This window comes from Pseudarthrobacter sulfonivorans (assembly GCF_001484605.1).
GTDB lineage: Bacteria > Actinomycetota > Actinomycetes > Actinomycetales > Micrococcaceae > Arthrobacter > Arthrobacter sulfonivorans_A.
This window is the reverse complement of sequence record NZ_CP013747.1, coordinates 1,319,347-1,336,052: the sequence shown is the minus strand read 5'-3', so window position 1 is coordinate 1,336,052 and position 16,706 is coordinate 1,319,347. Positions and strand designations below refer to the sequence as shown.

The 16,706-nt window shown below is 65.1% G+C and carries 13 protein-coding genes; 11 read left to right on the top strand and 2 right to left on the bottom strand.

Going from position 1 to position 16,706, the window contains the following annotated elements; all coding sequences use genetic code 11:
• Positions 1-75 precede the first annotated feature (75 nt).
• The 10 genes from speB to AU252_RS05815 all read left to right on the top strand — a co-directional run bounded on the left by speB (position 76) and on the right by AU252_RS05815 (position 13,711).
• Positions 76-1,140, top strand: a complete 1,065-nt coding sequence (gene speB, locus AU252_RS05860; RefSeq protein WP_058932779.1) for an agmatinase — start codon at positions 76-78, stop codon at positions 1,138-1,140.
• A 5-nt stretch (positions 1,141-1,145) separates the two neighbouring features.
• Complete coding sequence (locus tag AU252_RS05855) at positions 1,146-2,840, top strand: thiamine pyrophosphate-binding protein (RefSeq protein WP_058929915.1); 1,695 nt, start codon at positions 1,146-1,148, stop codon at positions 2,838-2,840.
• A gap of 189 nt (positions 2,841-3,029) precedes the next feature.
• Complete coding sequence (locus tag AU252_RS05850; protein ID WP_058929914.1) at positions 3,030-3,536, top strand: MarR family winged helix-turn-helix transcriptional regulator; 507 nt, start codon at positions 3,030-3,032, stop codon at positions 3,534-3,536.
• Position 3,537: 1 nt separating this feature from the next.
• On the top strand, positions 3,538-5,157 hold the full coding sequence (locus AU252_RS05845) for an MFS transporter (RefSeq protein ID WP_240484334.1): 1,620 nt from the start codon (positions 3,538-3,540) through the stop codon (positions 5,155-5,157).
• Positions 5,158-5,388: 231 nt separating this feature from the next.
• A complete protein-coding gene (locus AU252_RS05840) occupies positions 5,389-7,122 on the top strand; it encodes an ABC transporter ATP-binding protein (RefSeq protein ID WP_058929912.1) in 1,734 nt (577 codons plus the stop codon).
• Positions 7,123-7,286: 164 nt separating this feature from the next.
• Positions 7,287-9,218: an ABC transporter ATP-binding protein gene (locus AU252_RS05835; RefSeq protein WP_167349857.1), complete on the top strand. Its 1,932-nt coding sequence runs from the start codon at positions 7,287-7,289 to the stop codon at positions 9,216-9,218.
• Positions 9,219-9,265: 47 nt separating this feature from the next.
• Positions 9,266-9,682: an acyl-CoA thioesterase gene (locus AU252_RS05830; protein WP_058929911.1), complete on the top strand. Its 417-nt coding sequence runs from the start codon at positions 9,266-9,268 to the stop codon at positions 9,680-9,682.
• Positions 9,683-9,814: 132 nt separating this feature from the next.
• Positions 9,815-10,066 (top strand): PLDc N-terminal domain-containing protein, encoded by a 252-nt coding sequence (locus AU252_RS05825; RefSeq protein WP_058929910.1) that lies wholly within the window; start codon positions 9,815-9,817, stop codon positions 10,064-10,066.
• A gap of 71 nt (positions 10,067-10,137) precedes the next feature.
• On the top strand, positions 10,138-12,384 hold the full coding sequence (locus AU252_RS05820; protein ID WP_058929909.1) for an McrB family protein: 2,247 nt from the start codon (positions 10,138-10,140) through the stop codon (positions 12,382-12,384).
• 124 nt (positions 12,385-12,508) lie between these two features.
• Positions 12,509-13,711, top strand: coding sequence for a 5-methylcytosine restriction system specificity protein McrC (locus tag AU252_RS05815; RefSeq protein WP_058932777.1), 1,203 nt, complete (start codon positions 12,509-12,511; stop codon positions 13,709-13,711).
• Here AU252_RS05815 and AU252_RS05810 read toward each other — a convergent pair.
• Positions 13,708-15,363 carry a sensor histidine kinase gene (locus AU252_RS05810; protein WP_058929908.1) on the bottom strand — a complete coding sequence of 552 codons (1,656 nt, stop codon included), beginning with the start codon at positions 15,361-15,363 and terminating at the stop codon, positions 13,708-13,710. The two genes, AU252_RS05815 and AU252_RS05810, sit on opposite strands and share 4 nt — an antisense overlap.
• 100 nt (positions 15,364-15,463) lie before the next feature.
• Here AU252_RS05810 and AU252_RS05805 point away from each other — a divergent pair, with 100 nt between their 5' ends.
• Positions 15,464-16,234, top strand: a complete 771-nt coding sequence (locus AU252_RS05805) for a response regulator transcription factor (RefSeq protein ID WP_205630640.1) — start codon at positions 15,464-15,466, stop codon at positions 16,232-16,234.
• On the opposite strand, the gene AU252_RS05800 is transcribed toward AU252_RS05805, so the two are convergent.
• On the bottom strand, positions 16,207-16,617 hold the full coding sequence (locus AU252_RS05800) for an Hpt domain-containing protein (protein ID WP_058929907.1): 411 nt from the start codon (positions 16,615-16,617) through the stop codon (positions 16,207-16,209). The two genes, AU252_RS05805 and AU252_RS05800, sit on opposite strands and share 28 nt — an antisense overlap.
• Between the last annotated feature and the right edge of the window lie 89 nt (positions 16,618-16,706).

Here is a 16,706-nt window from a genome sequence, read left to right as displayed (position 1 = left end):
CTGATGCGCATAAGAAAACTTCAGGCTATGATGGCTGTCACACCCGCCGATCAATCCTCGAAGGAGAGGCTCATCTTGAAAGAGCTGCGCATCGAAGCCAACGGCAACCTTGGCCCCATCGATTCATCCCGTATCCCGCGCTATGCCGGCGCTGCAACCTACGCCCGCCTGCCGCGCCTGGACCAGGTGGCCAAGGCTGACGTGACGGTGGTGGGAGTGCCCTTCGACTCGGGTGTTTCGTACCGCCCGGGTGCCCGTTTCGGCTCCAACCACATCCGCGAGGCCAGCCGCTTGCTCCGCCCGTACAACCCCGCCTGGGACGTCAGCCCGTTCGAAAACATCCAGGTGGCTGACGCCGGCGACATGGCGGTCAACCCGTTCAACATCAACGAAGCCATCGAAACCATCCAGCAGAACGCCCTGGACCTCACCGCGGCCGGCAGCAAGCTGGTGACGCTCGGCGGGGACCACACCATCGCCCTGCCGCTCCTCCGTGCGGCCGCTGAGCGCGCCGGCGAGCCTGTAGCCATGCTGCACTTCGATGCGCACCTGGACACCTGGGACACCTACTTCGGCGCGGAGTACACGCACGGCACCCCGTTCCGCCGGGCCGTTGAGGAAGGCATCCTGGACACGGAAGCGATCAGCCACATCGGCACGCGCGGCCCGCTCTACGGCAAAAAGGATCTCGACGACGACCACCGCTTCGGGTTCGGCATCGTCACCTCCGCGGACGTCTACTACCAGGGCGTCCTCGAAACCGTGGCCAAGGTCCGCGACCGGATCGGCAACCGCCCGCTCTACATCTCCGTGGACATCGACGTCCTGGACCCCGCACACGCGCCGGGCACGGGAACACCCGAAGCCGGCGGCATCACCAGCCGCGAACTCCTGGAGATCATCCGCGGCTTCCGCGGCATGAACCTGGTGGGCGCCGACGTCGTCGAGGTTGCGCCCGCCTACGACCACGCCGAAATCACCGGCGTGGCCGCCAGCCATGTGGCCTATGAACTGATCACCCTGATGGCGGACAATGCTGTTGAAGGTGACCGGTTCGGGACGGCCAACGGCTACGCCGCCCAAGCTCTCGGCCAAGAAGCCCGCCAACCTGCCGGTTTCGCCGCCGGAACCAAGGAGTAGCCACTATGATTGATTTCGATCCGGGCACAGCAGCCCCTACCAAGGGGACCAGTCAGCGCAACGGCGGGGACCTCGTCGTCGAAACCCTTGAAGCGCTCGGCGCCAAGACCGTCTTCGGCATCCCGGGCCAGCACGCGCTGGGCCTGTTTGACGCCATGGGCCGCGGCAATCTGCACTTCGTGTCTTCCCGCGTGGAGAACAACAGTGCCTTCGCCGCGGACGGGTACTCCCGCGCCACCGGCGAAGTGGGCGTGCTGTTCCTGTCCACCGGTCCCGGCGCGCTGACCTCCCTGGCCGGCCTGCAGGAGGCCTACGCCACGGGTGTGCCCATGGTGGTGGTGGCCAGCCAGATCCCGCTTGAGGGACTGGGCGCCCGCCGCAAGGGCATGCTCCACCAGCTCGATGACCAGAAGGCCTCGGCCGCGAACGTTACCAAGAGCCAGCGCCTGATCCAGCACGCGTCCGGTATTCCGTCGGCCATCCAGGATGCCTGGACCGAAGCCATCTCCTCGCCGCAGGGCCCGGTCTGGCTGGAAATCCCGCAGAACGTGCTGCTGGATCCCATCATGGTGCCCCCGGTGGAGGACGCACTCGCCGAAGCAGCGGACAACCCGCCGCGCGTGGAGTTGGTCCGGGAAGCGGTGAAATGGCTGTCGACGGCGGAACGTCCCGCCATCATCGCCGGTGGCGGTACCCGGCGGGGCCGGGCCGAAAAGTCGTTGCTCTCCATTGCCGAAAAGCTGCGGGCGCCGGTCATCTGCACGCCTGGCGGCAACGGCGCCTTCCCCTGGACCCATGAGCTCTCGCTGCAGTCCTGGATCGAGGACCGGCATATGACGGACCTCCTGGAAGATGCCGACGTCCTGATTGTCATTGGCTCCTCCCTCGGTGAAGTCACGTCCAACTACTTCACGTTCGCTCCGCGCGGCCGCATCATCCAGATCGACGCCGAACCGCGCGTCCTCGAATCGAACAGCCCCGGCCTGGGCATCCGTGCCGACGCCGGCCAGGCCCTCGCCGCCCTCGACGAGGCCCTGATTGCGCCCGTCGACACCACCCGCAGCTGGCACGGGACCACCCCCGAGGACCTGGTCAAGGAATCCCTCGCCAAGGTCAAGGCAAGGCTCGAATCCCAGGACCTGGGCAAAGAGCTGAAATTCATGTCCGACATCCGCGAAGCCGTCCCCGCGGACATGCAGACCTTCTGGGACATGACCATTTCCGCGTACTGGGGCTGGAGCTGCTGGGATGCCCGGCAGGGCCAGTTCCACTCCGCCCAGGGTGCCGGCGGCCTGGGCTACGGCTTCCCGGCAGCCATCGGCGGCGCCGTCGGGCTGGAAACGGTCGGCAAGCCCAGCCGGGTCCTCGCCGTGTCCGGTGACGGTTCCTCCATGTACTCCATTTCCGAACTCGCCACCGCCAAGCAGCACAACATCCCTGTCACCTGGCTGATCGTGGACGACGGCGGCTACGGCATCCTGCGTGAATACATGGTGGGCGCGTTCGGCAAGGCCACGGCCACCGAGCTCGCCCGGCCCGACTTCGTCAAGCTCGCCGAAGCCTTCGGTGTGCCGGCCACACGAGTGGCCCCCGAGGACGTCGCGGACGCGCTCAAGGCGGGCTTCGCGGCGGACGGACCAAACGTCGTCGTCGTCGAAACGCTCCTCAAGATGTTCGGCCCCACCCACCTGGACGACTGAACACCCAGCACCAAAGCACCCGCTCCACCATAGCGCGAGAGGACACTTTAGGCCCCATTCCAAAGGGCCCCAAGTGTCCTTTCGCGCTTTTGTTGTAAGGGTGTGCCGCCGCGCCCAGCTCTTTAGTTTCCCAAAGCAACCATTTATGTATATAGTTGCCTTAGGCAAACAAAAGAGGAGAGCCCAACCATGGCAGTCGCCCCGGACACCGCAGCGGACCTTGTCTACCGCATCTTCGACCTCCAACGGGTGGTCCGATGCGTCGCCGCGGCGAGCTTCCGCGGACAGGACACCGGGGTTGCGCTGCAGGGCGTGCTCAGGTTCGTGGGGGAGGGGGAATCCCGCGCCACCCAGCTGGCGGAGCGGCTCGGTGTCAGCGCCCCCGTCCTCAGTCGCCACATCGCGGACCTTGAGGAGCAGGGTTACGTCATCCGGCGGCAGGATCCCGACGACGGCCGCGCCCAGTTGGTTGCCCTGTCGCCGGCGGGCGCGGACAAGCTCCGGAAGATCGAAGAGCACCGAACGGCCACGCTGCAGGAGTACCTCAGCGATTGGAGCCAGGAGGATGCCGAAGACACGGCACGGATCCTGACGAAACTCTCGGAGTCCCTCAAGCATTCAGCCCGGGCACATGCACTCCCGGCACATTCAACCGCGGCATCAGCCACCGCATCCCAGAACCTCCAGGAGCACTGATATGTCGAGCCAACCCGCCGCACCGCCCTTGGCGATGACCCACCGCCAGATAATGGAGGCCCTGACCGGGCTCCTCGCGGCGTTCTTCACCGCCATCCTCAGCAGCACCATCGTGGCCAGCGCGTTGCCCACCATCATGTCCGATCTGCATGGCACGCAGACCGACTTCGCTTGGGTGATCACGGCCGCCCTGCTGGCCAACGCGGTCACCACCTCCATCTGGGGCAAGCTGTCCGACCTCTTCAACAAGAAGCTGCTGGTCCAGCTGAGCATTGTCATCTTTGTGGCCGGCTCCGTTATGGCCGGACTCTCCGAGACCATCCCGCTGCTGCTCACCGCCCGCGTTATCCAGGGCGTGGCCATGGGCGGGCTCACCGCGCTGGCGCAGGCCATCATCGGCAGCATGATCCCGCCGCGGGACCGCGGCAAATACTCCGGCTACATGGGCGCCGTGATGGCGGTAGGGACTGCCGGCGGCCCGCTGCTCGGCGGATTCATCGTGGACAGCCCGCTGGGCTGGCGCTGGACCTTCTTCGTCTGCGTGCCGCTCGCCGTCGTCGCGCTTATCCTGCTCCAGATCACCCTGAAAATCGAGCACATCAAACGCCACGTCAAGATCGACTGGCTTGGCTCCATCCTGCTGACCACCGGCGTCAGCCTGCTCCTGATCTGGGTCTCCTTCGCCGGCAACCCCGCCTACTACGACTGGGTTTCCTGGCAGTCGGCCGCCATGGTGGGCGGCGGCGTGGTGCTGCTGGCCCTGCTGGTGCTGGTGGAGTCCAAGGTTGAGCAGCCCATCATCCCGCTGAAGATCATCTCTGAACGCACCACCGCTTTGGCCATCATCGCTTCAGTGGCGGTGGGCATCGCGATGTTCGGTTCAACCACGTTCCTGGGCCAGTACTTCCAGGTGGCCCGCGGCGCCACGCCTACCGAAGCCGGACTCCTGACGCTGCCGATGATCGCCGGCAACCTGACCGGTTCGGTCGTTTCCGGTCTGCTCATCAGCCGCACCGGCAAGTGGAAGGGCTACCTGATCGGCGGGTCCATCCTGCTGATCGGCGGCCTCGGCCTGGCCGGCACCATGGACCACACCACCGAACTGTGGCAGGCCGGGATCTTCACGGCCATCCTCGGCGTGGGCCTCGGCATGCTGATGCAGAACCTGGTCCTGGTGGTGCAGAACACGGTCCGGGCGTCCGATATCGGAACCGCCAGCTCATCTGTGGCATTCTTCCGGTCGGTGGGCGGCGCGATCGGTGTGTCCGTGCTCGGCGCCGTCCTCAGCAGCCGGGTCAGCGAACTCGCCACGCAAGGCCTGGCCGCGGCCGGTATCCCTGTGGCGGGCGGGTCGGCCGGAGCCAGCATGGACCTCGTTGACATGCCCGCACCGGTCCGCGAGATCATGCGCGCCGCTTACGGCGACGCCACCGCCGAGGTCTTCCTGATCTCCGCCGGCGTTGCGGTGGTAGCCCTGATCTCGGTCCTGTTCATCAAGGAGCGCCCGCTGTCGCGCACCGTTGACATCCAGCCGGAGACCGAACCAGGGGCGGGGACCGGCGCCGAGGCAAGCTCCAACGCTGAAAGCACGACGCCGGAACTCGCCTCCGCCGGTCGCTAACCGGAGCGCGAACGGACACTTGAGGTCCCACAGATCCGGGGCCGAAAGTGTCCGTTCGCGCAGGTGGGTGGTGGAGGAACGTGTGGGGGAGTACGCCGATCGGATGATATTTACCGTAGATGTTTCGCCCGGGCAACGGATTTCGTAGAGTGGGTAGGCTGAGAAATGTCAGCCCCGTCTGTTACTACTTATCCTCATCATTTCGCGCTCTCTTCCTAAGGATTCACGGGCATGCTCCTCACCCTCATACGGCGCTACTCCAAACCGTACATGCCATACATCGTGGCCGTCGTTGTGTTCCAATTGGCGTCCACCATCGCAGCGCTCTACCTTCCGAGCCTCAACGCCCAGATCATCGACGAAGGCGTTTCCCGTGGGGATACGGATTTCATTTGGCGGACCGGGTCCGTGATGCTGCTGGTGGCCATTGTCCAGGTGGGCACCGCCATCGCCGGCGTCTACTACGGCTCCAAAACGGCCATGGCCGTGGGCCGCGATCTGCGCCGCGGGGTGTTCCGCAAGGTCACCAGTTTCTCCGCCAAGGACGTGAACACGTTCGGCGCCCCCACCCTCATCACCCGCGGCACCAACGACGTCCAGCAGGTCCAGATGCTCGTGCTGATGGGACTGAACTTCATGGTGGCCACCCCCATCATGTGCATCGGCGGCATCATCATGGCGCTGCGCGAGGACATCAGCCTGTCGTGGCTGGTCTGGGTCTCCGTGCCCGTGCTGATCGTGGTGGTGGGCTACCTGGTGGTCCGGCTCATGCCCCTTTTCCGGTCCATGCAGAAGAAGATCGACCGCATCAACGCGGTCCTTCGCGAGCAGATCATTGGCATCCGGGTCGTCCGCGCATTTGTCCGCGAACCCTATGAAACCGAGCGTTTCGGCGTTGCCAACAAGGACCTGACCGACGTCTCCCTGAAAATCGGGGCCCTGTTTGTCCTGATGTTCCCGGCCATCGGCATGATCCTGCACCTGTCCACGGCCGCGGTGCTGTGGTTCGGCGGTCAGCGCGTGGATTCGGGCGAAATGCAGGTGGGCGCCCTGACCGCCTTCCTGCAGTACCTGCTCCAGATCCTGATCGCCGTCATGATGGGCACGTTTATGGCCATGATGATCCCGCGCGCCTCCGTCTGCGCGGACCGCATCGGTGAAGTGCTCGACGTCGAACCCTCCATCCACGATCCCGAACGTCCTGAGACGCCCGCCACGCTGGCCGGGGTAGTGGAATACCGGAACGTCACCTTTGCCTACCCCGGTGCCGAGACGCCGGTGCTGAGCAACATCAGCTTCACCGCCAAGCCGGGCGAGACCGTTGCCATCATCGGTTCCACCGGTGCAGGCAAGACCTCGCTGCTGGCCCTGCTGCCGCGCCTGTACGACATCGCCGAGGGCGAAGTCCTCCTGGACGGCGTCTCCGTCAGCAACCTGGACCGCGCCGAGATCACCAAGCGCGTGGCCCTGGTCCCGCAGCGGCCGTACCTCTTCTCGGGCACCATCGAGCACAACCTGCGCTTCGGCAAGACCGAGGCCACGGACCAGGAACTCTGGGACGCGCTGCAGATCGCCCAGGGCGAGGGCTTTGTCCGCGAGAAGAAGAACGGACTGAACGCCCGCATCGCGCAGGGCGGCACCAACGTCTCCGGCGGCCAGCGGCAGCGGCTCTGCATCGCCCGGGCGTTGATCACCAAACCCAAGGTCTACCTCTTTGACGATTCGTTCTCGGCGCTGGACGTCGCAACCGATGCCAGGCTCCGCGCCGCGCTGAAACAGACCACCGCCGACGCCACGGTCATCATCGTGGCCCAACGGATCTCCACCATCACCGATGCAGACCAGATCCTGGTCCTGGACAACGGCCGGATCGTGGACCGCGGAACGCATGAGGAGCTCCTGGAAACCTCACCCACCTACCAGGAAATTGTTGAATCCCAGCTGAGCGTGGAGGAAATGGCATGAGAGCCGCCAAGAAGGTCTCGACAGGCTCGACCACCGTGACCAGTTCGACCACCGTGACCAGTTCGACCACCGCAACGAACCCGGATTCCGTAACTCCGGAAGACCTCCTGGAGGACGAGGATTTCTTCGAGGAGGAGTACAAGCCCTCGGAGGCCGACGGCGACATGTTCGGCGGCATGCCCGCCAAGAAGGCCGAGCATTTCTGGCCCTCGGCGAAGCGCCTGCTGGGGCTCCTGAAGCCTGAGGCTGTGGGCATTTACGCCGTGGTGGCCCTGGTGGTGGTCTCGGTGGTCCTGAACGTCATCGCCCCCAAAATCCTGGGCCAGGCCATGGACGTCATCTTCGGCGGCGTGGTTGGCAAGCAACTGCCCGCGGGTGCCAGCAAGGACGAGTTCGTGGAAGGGCTGCGCCAGCAGGGGCAGGACAACTTCGCTGACATGGTGTCGCGGATGGAGCTGGTTCCCGGCACCGGGATCAATTTCCAGAAACTCTCAGTCCTGATCGCCATCGTGCTGCTGATGTACTTTGTGGCCAACATCTTCCTGTGGCTGCAGGGCTACGTGCTGAACCGCATCGTGATGAAGGTGATCCGCCGGCTCCGGGACGACACCGAAAAGAAGCTGAACCGGCTCCCGCTGAACTACTTCGACACCCGCCAGCGCGGCGACGTCCTCTCCCGGGTGACGAACGACGTCGACAACGTCCAGCAGGCGCTGCAGCAGGCGTTCGCACAGCTGATCAGCTCGCTGCTGACAGTGATCGGCATCGTCATCATGATGTTCATCGTCTCCTGGCAGCTCGCTCTCATCGCCCTCGTTGCGCTGCCGCTGTCCGGTGTGGCTGCCGGCCTGATCGGCTCGCGCAGCCAGAAGCTCTTCGCCGCCCAATGGAAGAACACGGGTGAGCTGAACGGCCAGATCGAGGAATCCTTCTCCGGGCACGATCTTGTGCGGGTCTTCGGCCGTGACGCTGACATGCTGGAACGCTTCGAAGAGCGGAACGAGGCCCTCTACAAGGCCAGCTTCGGAGCCCAGTTCGTCTCCGGCATGATCTTCCCGGTCATGCAGTTCGTTTCTTACCTCAGCTATGTAGGCATCGCCGTCGTGGGTGGCCTCCGGGTGGCCTCGGGCTCGATGTCCCTGGGCGACGCCACGGCGTTCATCCAGTACTCGCGAGAGTTCACGCAGCCGCTGGGCCAGATGGCCGGCATGGCCAACATGCTGCAGTCCGGCGTCGCGTCCTCGGAGCGGGTCTTTGAATTCCTCGACGCCGATGAGCAGGACTCCGAGACCGCCACCGAGCACCTGCCGGCCAAGACCGACGGGCATGTGGAGTTCAAGGACGTCACGTTCAGCTACACCGAGGACAGGCCGCTGATCGAAAACCTGTCCTTCACGGCGGAACCGGGGCACACCGTGGCAATTGTTGGTCCCACCGGGGCCGGCAAAACCACCCTGGTGAACCTCGTGATGCGCTTCTACGAGCTCAATTCGGGGTCCATCACCCTGGACGGCGTGGATGTCACGCACCTGAGCCGGTCCGAGCTGCGGTCCAAGGTGGGCATGGTGCTCCAGGACGCGTGGCTGTTTGGCGGGTCCATTTACGACAACATTCGGTATGGCAACCTGGACGCCACCGAGGAGCAGGTCATGGCGGCCGCCAAGGCCACCTTCGTGGACCGCTTTGTGCGCGCCCTGCCGGAGGGCTACGACACCGTGATCGATGAAGAAGGCAACAACGTCAGCGCCGGTGAAAAGCAGCTCATCACCATCGCCCGCGCATTTGTGGCCAACCCGTCGCTGCTCATCCTGGACGAGGCCACCAGCTCCGTGGATACACGCACCGAGCTGCTGGTCCAGAAGGCCATGGCGGCGCTGCGGACGGACCGCACCAGCTTTGTGATCGCGCACCGGCTCTCCACCATCCGGGACGCCGACACCATCCTGGTGATGGAGAACGGCAAGATCGTGGAGCAGGGCAACCACAAGACGCTGCTGGCGGCTGAGGGTGCCTACTACCGGCTGTACATGTCCCAGTTCGCCGGCTCTGACGTTGAAGAATCCGTTGTGGACGATTCGACGGCGGTCCACAGCTGAGCGCGCTGGGAACCGGAGCTGCCCGGCGCATCAAGGTCCTGGTCCCGATGCGCTGGGGCGACATGGACGCCTATGGGCACATCAACAACGTCCAGATTGTCAGGATGCTCGAGGAGGCCCGTATCGCAGCGTTCGGGCCTCCGCGGGGTGCCGGCCTGCCCGGCATCGAACCGGAAGTGTCGCTCTTCAATGACGTTCCGGAGGGAACTCTGGCGCTCGTGGTGGACCACAAGATCCGCTACGTCAGGACGTTGGAATACCGCAATGTCCCGGCAATGGTCCAGGTGTGGATCGGCGCGGTGAAGGGCGCCAGTTTCGACATCCACTACGTGGTGCAGGACCCGGTCACGCGGGAGGAGTGCGTCCGGGCCAGCAGCCATCTGGCCTTTGTGGATGAGGCTTCCGGCCGCGTCCTGCGCCTGACGCCGGAGCAGAAGGAGCGGCTGGCGCCGTTCACCGTTTGAGCCGTTCACCGTTTGAGCCGTTCACGTTATGAACCGTTCACGTTTTGAACCGTACGGCGCCGTGCGTGCACACCCGTTGCGCAGGCACGGCGCACACCGGAAACTGGAAATACCCACTAAGGAGCGTTGACCATGGCCAAGAAAAACAAAAAGACCTGGAAAGAGATGTCACCGGCGGCACGGGCGGGATTCGTGGTCATCGGGATAGGGCAGGTGGCGCTGATGCTGGCCGCCCAGCGTGACATCTCCAAGCGTCCGGCGGCGCAAATCAACGGGCCAAAGGCGGCCTGGCGAGTGGCCGCCCTGATCAATTTCATCGGGCCGATGGGCTACTTCATTCTGGGGCGCAAGCGGCCCGGAGCCGGACTCGGGGCAGTTGAGTAGCAGGCCTCGGATCTGCACACCGTCAGGGTCTTCGGAGCAGGCATCCAGTTTGAGCCTGTAAATTTGAACCCATGACCCCAAATCCCAAGACTGCCATGCACCGCGCCCTCGGTGTCTCAAAGGAGATCGAGGACGCGGCCTGGTTTGTGCTGGGACCGGGCCTGCAGGGCAAGCCGTCGGCCCTGGACGGGAAGACCCTGACCTGGACAGCGGAGGCCGCGGCAGAGCTGCTGGAGCGCCTGGACCGGGGAGCCGCGGACGCCAAGGCGCCCATGATGACCAACCTCCGGCAGAACCTCGAGGACGCCTCCCGGGAGGCCAAGCAGCTGGCCGTGGAGCTGCTCTTCCTGCAGTCACTGCCCCTGGCGCACGAGGTCAAGTCGCTGAAGGTCAAGCGCGCCCGGGTGGCGGAGGCCGCGTCCTGGTTGGAGACAGCGCTGGAGCCGCCGCTGGAGCTGCCCGAGGAACTCTACAAGGGCATGACGGACCACGGCGTGATCAGGGACCGCACCGCCGAATTCAACTGGACCATCTGGGACCACCTGAAGTGGCTCTGCCGGTTTGTGCAGCATGTGGACCAGCAGATTCCCGCGGCCATCACCAAGGCGCTGAAGGACCCGCTGAAGTTCCACGAGCTCGCCGCGGGCACCCCGGCGGACCAGCCCGCCATCCGCCGCAGCATCGAGTACCTGGCCTGGCCCAGCTACTTCGAGCCGGTAGTGGCGGACGTGGAGCGGCAGGAAATCCGCGACGCCTTCGCCTCGCTGGTGGGCGGGGCCAAGGGCGATTCCGACGAGGAAATCACCGCGGACATTAACCGCATCCGCCTGCACCTGGATGAACAGGCGGGCCAGCGCATCGACTGGTACGCCCGCCAGCTGGTCAGCCAATGGCGCAAAGTGGGGGACCCCGGCCGACGCGCGTGGTTGCTGCGTACCCACAGCGACAACGCTGACCTCCTCACCGCATGGCAGGACGAGGAGAAGGTGACGCTCGACGTCGAACATCTCCGCCACCTGGACCCCGGCGTGACCGCGGGGCTGGTGCAGCACGCCGTGGACGAGGACTACAAGCATCTCGGCTACGTCGAGCGGGAGGACACCAAAACGGCGGTGTTTGCTTTCCTCACGGTCATGAAGCCGGGCGACCTGGTTCTGTTCCAGCACGCCGGCACCGTGCGGCTGGGCGTGGTGCTGGGCGAGCCCGAGCACAACGACGACAACCGCCGCCTGCGGCGCAAAGTGCGCTGGCTGGACGACGACGGCCACGCCGCCGCGGACCTGCCCCGTCACGTCCAGCGCCAGCTGGCCACCTCGGGGATCGTTGTTGACGTGACCAGGGTGGTGCAGGCGCTCCAGGCGCTAGTGCCGGCCGAGGCGGAACCGGAGGACGACGACGCCGACGCGCCTGCCGCCGTCGTGCCCCCTGTGCAGGAGGGCTTCCGCCCGCTGAGCCGCGACTTCGCGGATTCGCTGCACATGGACCTGGAGCCGCTGCAGGAGATCGCGGAACTGCTGGAGGAGAACCGCCAGCTGGTCCTGTACGGGCCGCCCGGAACGGGCAAGACGTACCTGGCCAAGCATCTCGCGGCGGAGCTGGCCCAGGACAGCACGGACGAGCGGGTGAAGCTGGTGCAGTTCCACCCGTCGTACGCGTATGAGGACTTTTTCGAGGGCTACCGGCCGGACAAGACCGACGAGGGCCAGGTGTCCTTCAAGCTTGTGGCGGGGCCGCTGCGCCGGCTGGCCGAGGAAGCCGCCAAGCCCGGGAACGAAAAGAAGCCCTATTTCCTGATCATTGACGAGATGAACCGCGCCAACCTGGCCAAGGTGTTCGGCGAGCTGTACTTCCTGCTGGAGTACCGCGATGACCGGATCTACCTGCAGTACAGCCCCAACGAGCCGTTTACGCTGCCGGACAACCTGTACATCATCGGCACCATGAACACCGCGGACCGGTCCATCGCCATGATGGATGCCGCCATCCGACGCCGGTTCGCGTTCATCGAGCTGCACCCGCAGACGGAGCCGGTGAAGGGGTCGCTGCTGCGGTTCCTGCAGGTGCGGGACCTGGACACCACACCGGCGCTGCTGCTCGATGCGCTGAACGCCGCCATCGACGAGTGGGACCGGGACCTGATGATCGGCCCGTCGTACTTCATGAAGACGGCCGCCCAGACGCCGGGCGGGCTTCGCCGGATCTGGAAATACGAGCTGATGCCGCTGCTGGAGGAGCACTACCACGGTCAGCTGACCCGGGCGCAGCTGGAGGAGCGGTTCGGGCTGGAGCAGCTGCTGGGACGCCTTGTTACCAGCTAAGCCAACCCACACTCCGGCCCACGGCGGCGCGCTGGGCGGCGGCGCGCTGGGCGGCGGCGCGCTGGGCGGCGGCGCGGCCCACGGCGGAGCAGCCCAGCGCGGCCGTGCACCGGCCGCGCGCCATCTGGTCCTCGACGAGCTGTCCAAAGGCACCGTGGAACGCCTGGATGCCGCCAGCGCGGCCTTCGTGAACGCCAGCGGACTGGCCAAGGCGTCGCCGATGGGCATGGGCTTGTACCGGATCGAGCCCGCGGGCAAGGTGGGGTCGGTCCGCACGGCCACGCTACAGCTGGATGTGCGCCCCAAGGACCGGCTGGGGCTGAGCCGGCTCCTGTTCCTCCTCAGCTATGCCGGTAACCAGGGCTTCCGGGCCGATTCCGTGGCGGCTGCCGAGGACCGCGAACTCTGGAGCGCGCTGGCCGAATCCCTCGCCCAAATGGCGGAGCGCGCGCTTGGACGAGGAGTCTTGCAGGGCTACCTCACCGTTGACGAGTCCCTCCGCACGGTCAAGGGCCGCATCCGGATTTCCGACCAGATCTCGCGGCGCCCCGGCATGCTGGTGCCGCTGGAAGTGTCTTACGACGAATTCACTGAGGACATCGCCGAAAACCGGATCCTGCGGGCCGCGCTGGAGCGGATGGGACAGGTTCCACGCGTCCGGCCTGAGGTGCTGAGCCGCCTGCGTCAGCTGAAGGGAAAGCTCGACGCCGTCACCCGCCTTCCAGCCGGCGCGCCCCTGCCGCCGTGGACCCCCAGCAGGATGAACGTCCGCTACCAGTCAGTGCTGCGCCTCGCTGAGCTGGTCCTGCGGAATGCCTCCGCGGAGGCGGGGGAGGGGAAGCAGCAGACTGCGTCGTTTGTGGTGGACATGGCCCAGGTGTTCGAGGATTTTGTGGGCACGGCGCTCCGCGAGGCGATGGCTGCGTATCCGGGGGAGATGCGGCTGAAGTACAACGCTCTCCTCAGCGAGGCTGTCCACGATTCCGACAGGCTGTCCGTGCGTCCGGATGCGGTGCACCTGCTGGGCGGACGCCCCGTGGTGGCCTACAACGCGAAGTACAAGGCCGCCGCTGACCTTGGCGCGTCCCTGACCGCCGACCACTACCAAATGCTTGCCCACTGCACCGCCCTGGGTGTGCCCACCGCCTGGCTCGTGTATGCAGGGGCGGGCGAGATGAAACTGCGGCGGATCCTTAACACTGACATCGACATTGTTGAGTTTCCGCTGGATCTGTCGCTGCCGCCGTCGGACATCCTGGCAGCTGTGGCGGACCTGGCGCGGCAGTCCTGGGGCGAAGTGGTCCGGACTGCCCGCGCGGGAGGCTAAACCGGCACCCGGAACGTGAAGGTGGTGCCCTGGCCCAGTTTGCTTTCCACCTGGATGGTTCCGCCGTGGGCCTCCACGATTGCCTTGCTGATGGGCAGGCCCAGGCCCACGCCGGGAATAGATGTCCGGCGGACGTTGCTGGTCCGGAAGAACTTGGCGAACACGTGGGCCTGGTCGTCGGCGCTCATGCCCATGCCGGTATCGCTGACGCGGCAGGCGACGTGGCCGCCGTCGTGCTCCAACGACACCAGGACGTTGCCGCCGTCGGGCGAGTATTTGATCGCGTTGGAGACCAGATTGTCCAGCACCTGGGAGATGCGGGGGCCGTCCACATGGGCCTCCAGCCTTGCTGGTATCACGGCTTTCAGCGCCACGCGGGAGGCGTCAGCCCGGGGCATCGCGGCGGACACGCTGGCCCGCACAAGTTCAGCGACGTCCACGGCGTGGGGGGTCACGATCAGTTGCCCGTTCCTGGTGGCGAGGAGGTCGGACACCAAGGTGAGGAGCCGTTCTGAATTGCGCCTGATGATGTTCAACGGTTCCAGTTGATCGTTGCCGGGATCGTCCTCCAGGAGGAGTTCCACGTAGCCCAGGATGGAGGTCAGGGGAGTCCTGAATTCGTGGGACACGCTGGAGACGAAATCATCCTTGGCGGCCAGGGCGTCCACCAGGTCTGTCACATCACTGAACACGATCACCGAGCCGGCGAACGTCCCGTCCGGGTCCTTCATGGCCCGGGCGCTGGTGGTGATGGCCCGCTGCTTCTTGCCTTCGCCCAGCCAGACTAGGTAGTCGGTGAATGTTTCGCCGAGGACAGCCCTCCGCACGGGGCGCTCCGCCACCGGGACCGGGGTGGTACGGTCTGCGGCGAAGACCAGCAGCTGGGACTCGTTCGGATCGTCGATGTCCTTCGGGCGGGCCAGTTCGTGGTTGGCGCGCTGCTTACGGTTCATCAGGATGTCGTGTCCGTCGGCATCGACGGCGAGGACGCCCAGGTGCACAGTTTCAAGAACGGAGTTGAGCAAGGCTTCCTGCTGCCTTGTGCTGAGCAGGCTGGCTTGGAGTTGCTTGTCCTTCTGTTCCAGAACCCGCTGCTGACGTCTCAGGCTGAGCGTCAGCATGGTGACAGATACTCCGATTCCCAGCATCATGACGGGGACGAGTAGGGATTTGGCCAAGCTGGGGCCCGATACATCCCCGCGAATCAGCAGCGGAACCCAGATGATGGCCAAGGGCCCGAAGAACGATAACCACAGGGAGGCCCGCGGATAATAGCCTGAGGCGCACAGCCAGATGACGGGGAAAACCGCCAGCAGGCTGATGCCGGTCAGGCCCTCTTGCCCGCCCTCCCTGCCCAGGGCGATGGAGACAAAGTCCAGGAGCGGAATAACCAGGAAGCTGGTGTGGGGCACGCGATCCCACGGCACGAAGTAACACAGAGCTATGATGGCCAGCTGGGAAACGAGGAAGGCCACGAAGAGTGGGTTGTCCATCGTCCCCGGGAAAAACGCCCACATCAGCAATGCCGTCAGGATGGTGGTGACGAACAGCGGCGTCTGGCTGAGGACAACCCTGTCCGTCAGCCGGTATTCATGGAAGGGCCGCCGGAAAAACTTGAAGCGACCCGTGGCCCCCGTTACGGGTTCACTCATGAACGGCGGCCGGAAGTGGGAGTATAGGGGAATGCATACCAGCAGGATATCGGCAGCGGGCTATACTTCTCACGTTGTCAAGCTGGCGGAGGGGGCTGGTATGAGTGAAGCGCGAGTGGGTCTGGTCATCGAGGATGATCAGGATATCCGCGAGTTGGTACGCACGGTTCTGACTCAGGCGGGGTTTGCCGTCACTGTCGCGGGCAGCGGATCCGAAGGGGTTAAGGCTGCGAGAATCTTGAATCCCGACGTTATAACGCTTGATTTGGGGCTGCCGGATATCGACGGGTTCGAGGTCTCCCGCCAGATCCGCGAGTTTTCAGATGCTTACATCGTGATGCTCACGGCACGGGCTGAAGAACTGGATACTTTGATTGGTCTCGAGTCCGGTGCAGACGACTACCTCACCAAGCCCTTCCGCCCCCGCGAACTCCGCGCGCGGATAGCGGCGATGATGCGCCGGCCGCGGTCGGTTCCGGACGCGGGGGAGAGCGCTCCCGTTTCTGATCGCCCGGCGGACGCCGTTAGTGACAGCGGAAACGGTCATTACAGCCACAACGGACTGGAGCTGAGTTACGCCTCACGGTCGGTCAGCGTGGACGGCCAGGAGCTCAACCTGACCCGGACCGAGTTCGAACTCCTGTATGCCCTGCTCGAGGCGGGACGGACTGTCCGGACCAAATCGGATTTGGTGCGTCGGCTCCGGGACGAGGATTACGACGTCGGAAGTTACATCAGCGAGGCGGACGAACGTTCCGTGGAGGTGCACATGGGCAACCTCCGGAAGAAACTCGGTGATTCACCGCAGCAACCGCGCTGGCTGCAGACGGTCCGCGGCGTGGGCTACCGGTTGGCGCCTGGCGGGCGCTGAGCCTGGAGCCTGTGCAGGGTCTGGCGGCTGCACTGGTTGATCGGCCGGAGGTAGTTGACGGCAAGCTGCGGCAGTGCAACGGAAGGTTCCGCACTCGGTGACTCTTCCCGGATTGAACGTTCAAGGTCCATGGCCAGGCCCGCCAGCCGTTCCGCGCCCACCATCTGGCTCGATGTCTTGAGGCTAAGGATCGCGTCCACGGCCCCATCCAGGTCGCCGGTGGTCAAGGCCAGCCGCAGCTTGCCGATCCGGAACGGCAGGCAGTCGATGAAGTTCCCGACGAAGACGCTGCAATAGCCCTCGTCCTCGTCGAGTTCGACCCGCAGCCGGTCAAGTACGGAGGGATCTACTAAGGGGCGCCCTGCGTCATCGGGTGGTGCCATTTCCGTCCCTTCCGCTCGCGCCTGCCGCCCCCATAGCGGGATATGACTTGGTTTTGTGTCCACTTTCAGAGTAAATCTGTTACTTGGGG

Coding starts and splice junctions, on each gene's coding strand:
- AU252_RS05855 (WP_058929915.1), top strand. CDS start 1,146: ATGATTGATTTCGATCCGGGCACAGCAGCCCCTACCAAGGGGACCAGT.
- AU252_RS05850 (WP_058929914.1), top strand. CDS start 3,030: ATGGCAGTCGCCCCGGACACCGCAGCGGACCTTGTCTACCGCATCTTC.
- AU252_RS05845 (WP_240484334.1), top strand. CDS start 3,538: ATGTCGAGCCAACCCGCCGCACCGCCCTTGGCGATGACCCACCGCCAG.
- AU252_RS05840 (WP_058929912.1), top strand. CDS start 5,389: ATGCTCCTCACCCTCATACGGCGCTACTCCAAACCGTACATGCCATAC.
- AU252_RS05835 (WP_167349857.1), top strand. CDS start 7,287: ATGTTCGGCGGCATGCCCGCCAAGAAGGCCGAGCATTTCTGGCCCTCG.
- AU252_RS05830 (WP_058929911.1), top strand. CDS start 9,266: ATGCGCTGGGGCGACATGGACGCCTATGGGCACATCAACAACGTCCAG.
- AU252_RS05825 (WP_058929910.1), top strand. CDS start 9,815: ATGGCCAAGAAAAACAAAAAGACCTGGAAAGAGATGTCACCGGCGGCA.
- AU252_RS05820 (WP_058929909.1), top strand. CDS start 10,138: ATGACCCCAAATCCCAAGACTGCCATGCACCGCGCCCTCGGTGTCTCA.
- AU252_RS05810 (WP_058929908.1), bottom strand. CDS start 15,363: ATGAGTGAACCCGTAACGGGGGCCACGGGTCGCTTCAAGTTTTTCCGG.
- AU252_RS05805 (WP_205630640.1), top strand. CDS start 15,464: ATGAGTGAAGCGCGAGTGGGTCTGGTCATCGAGGATGATCAGGATATC.
- AU252_RS05800 (WP_058929907.1), bottom strand. CDS start 16,617: ATGGCACCACCCGATGACGCAGGGCGCCCCTTAGTAGATCCCTCCGTA.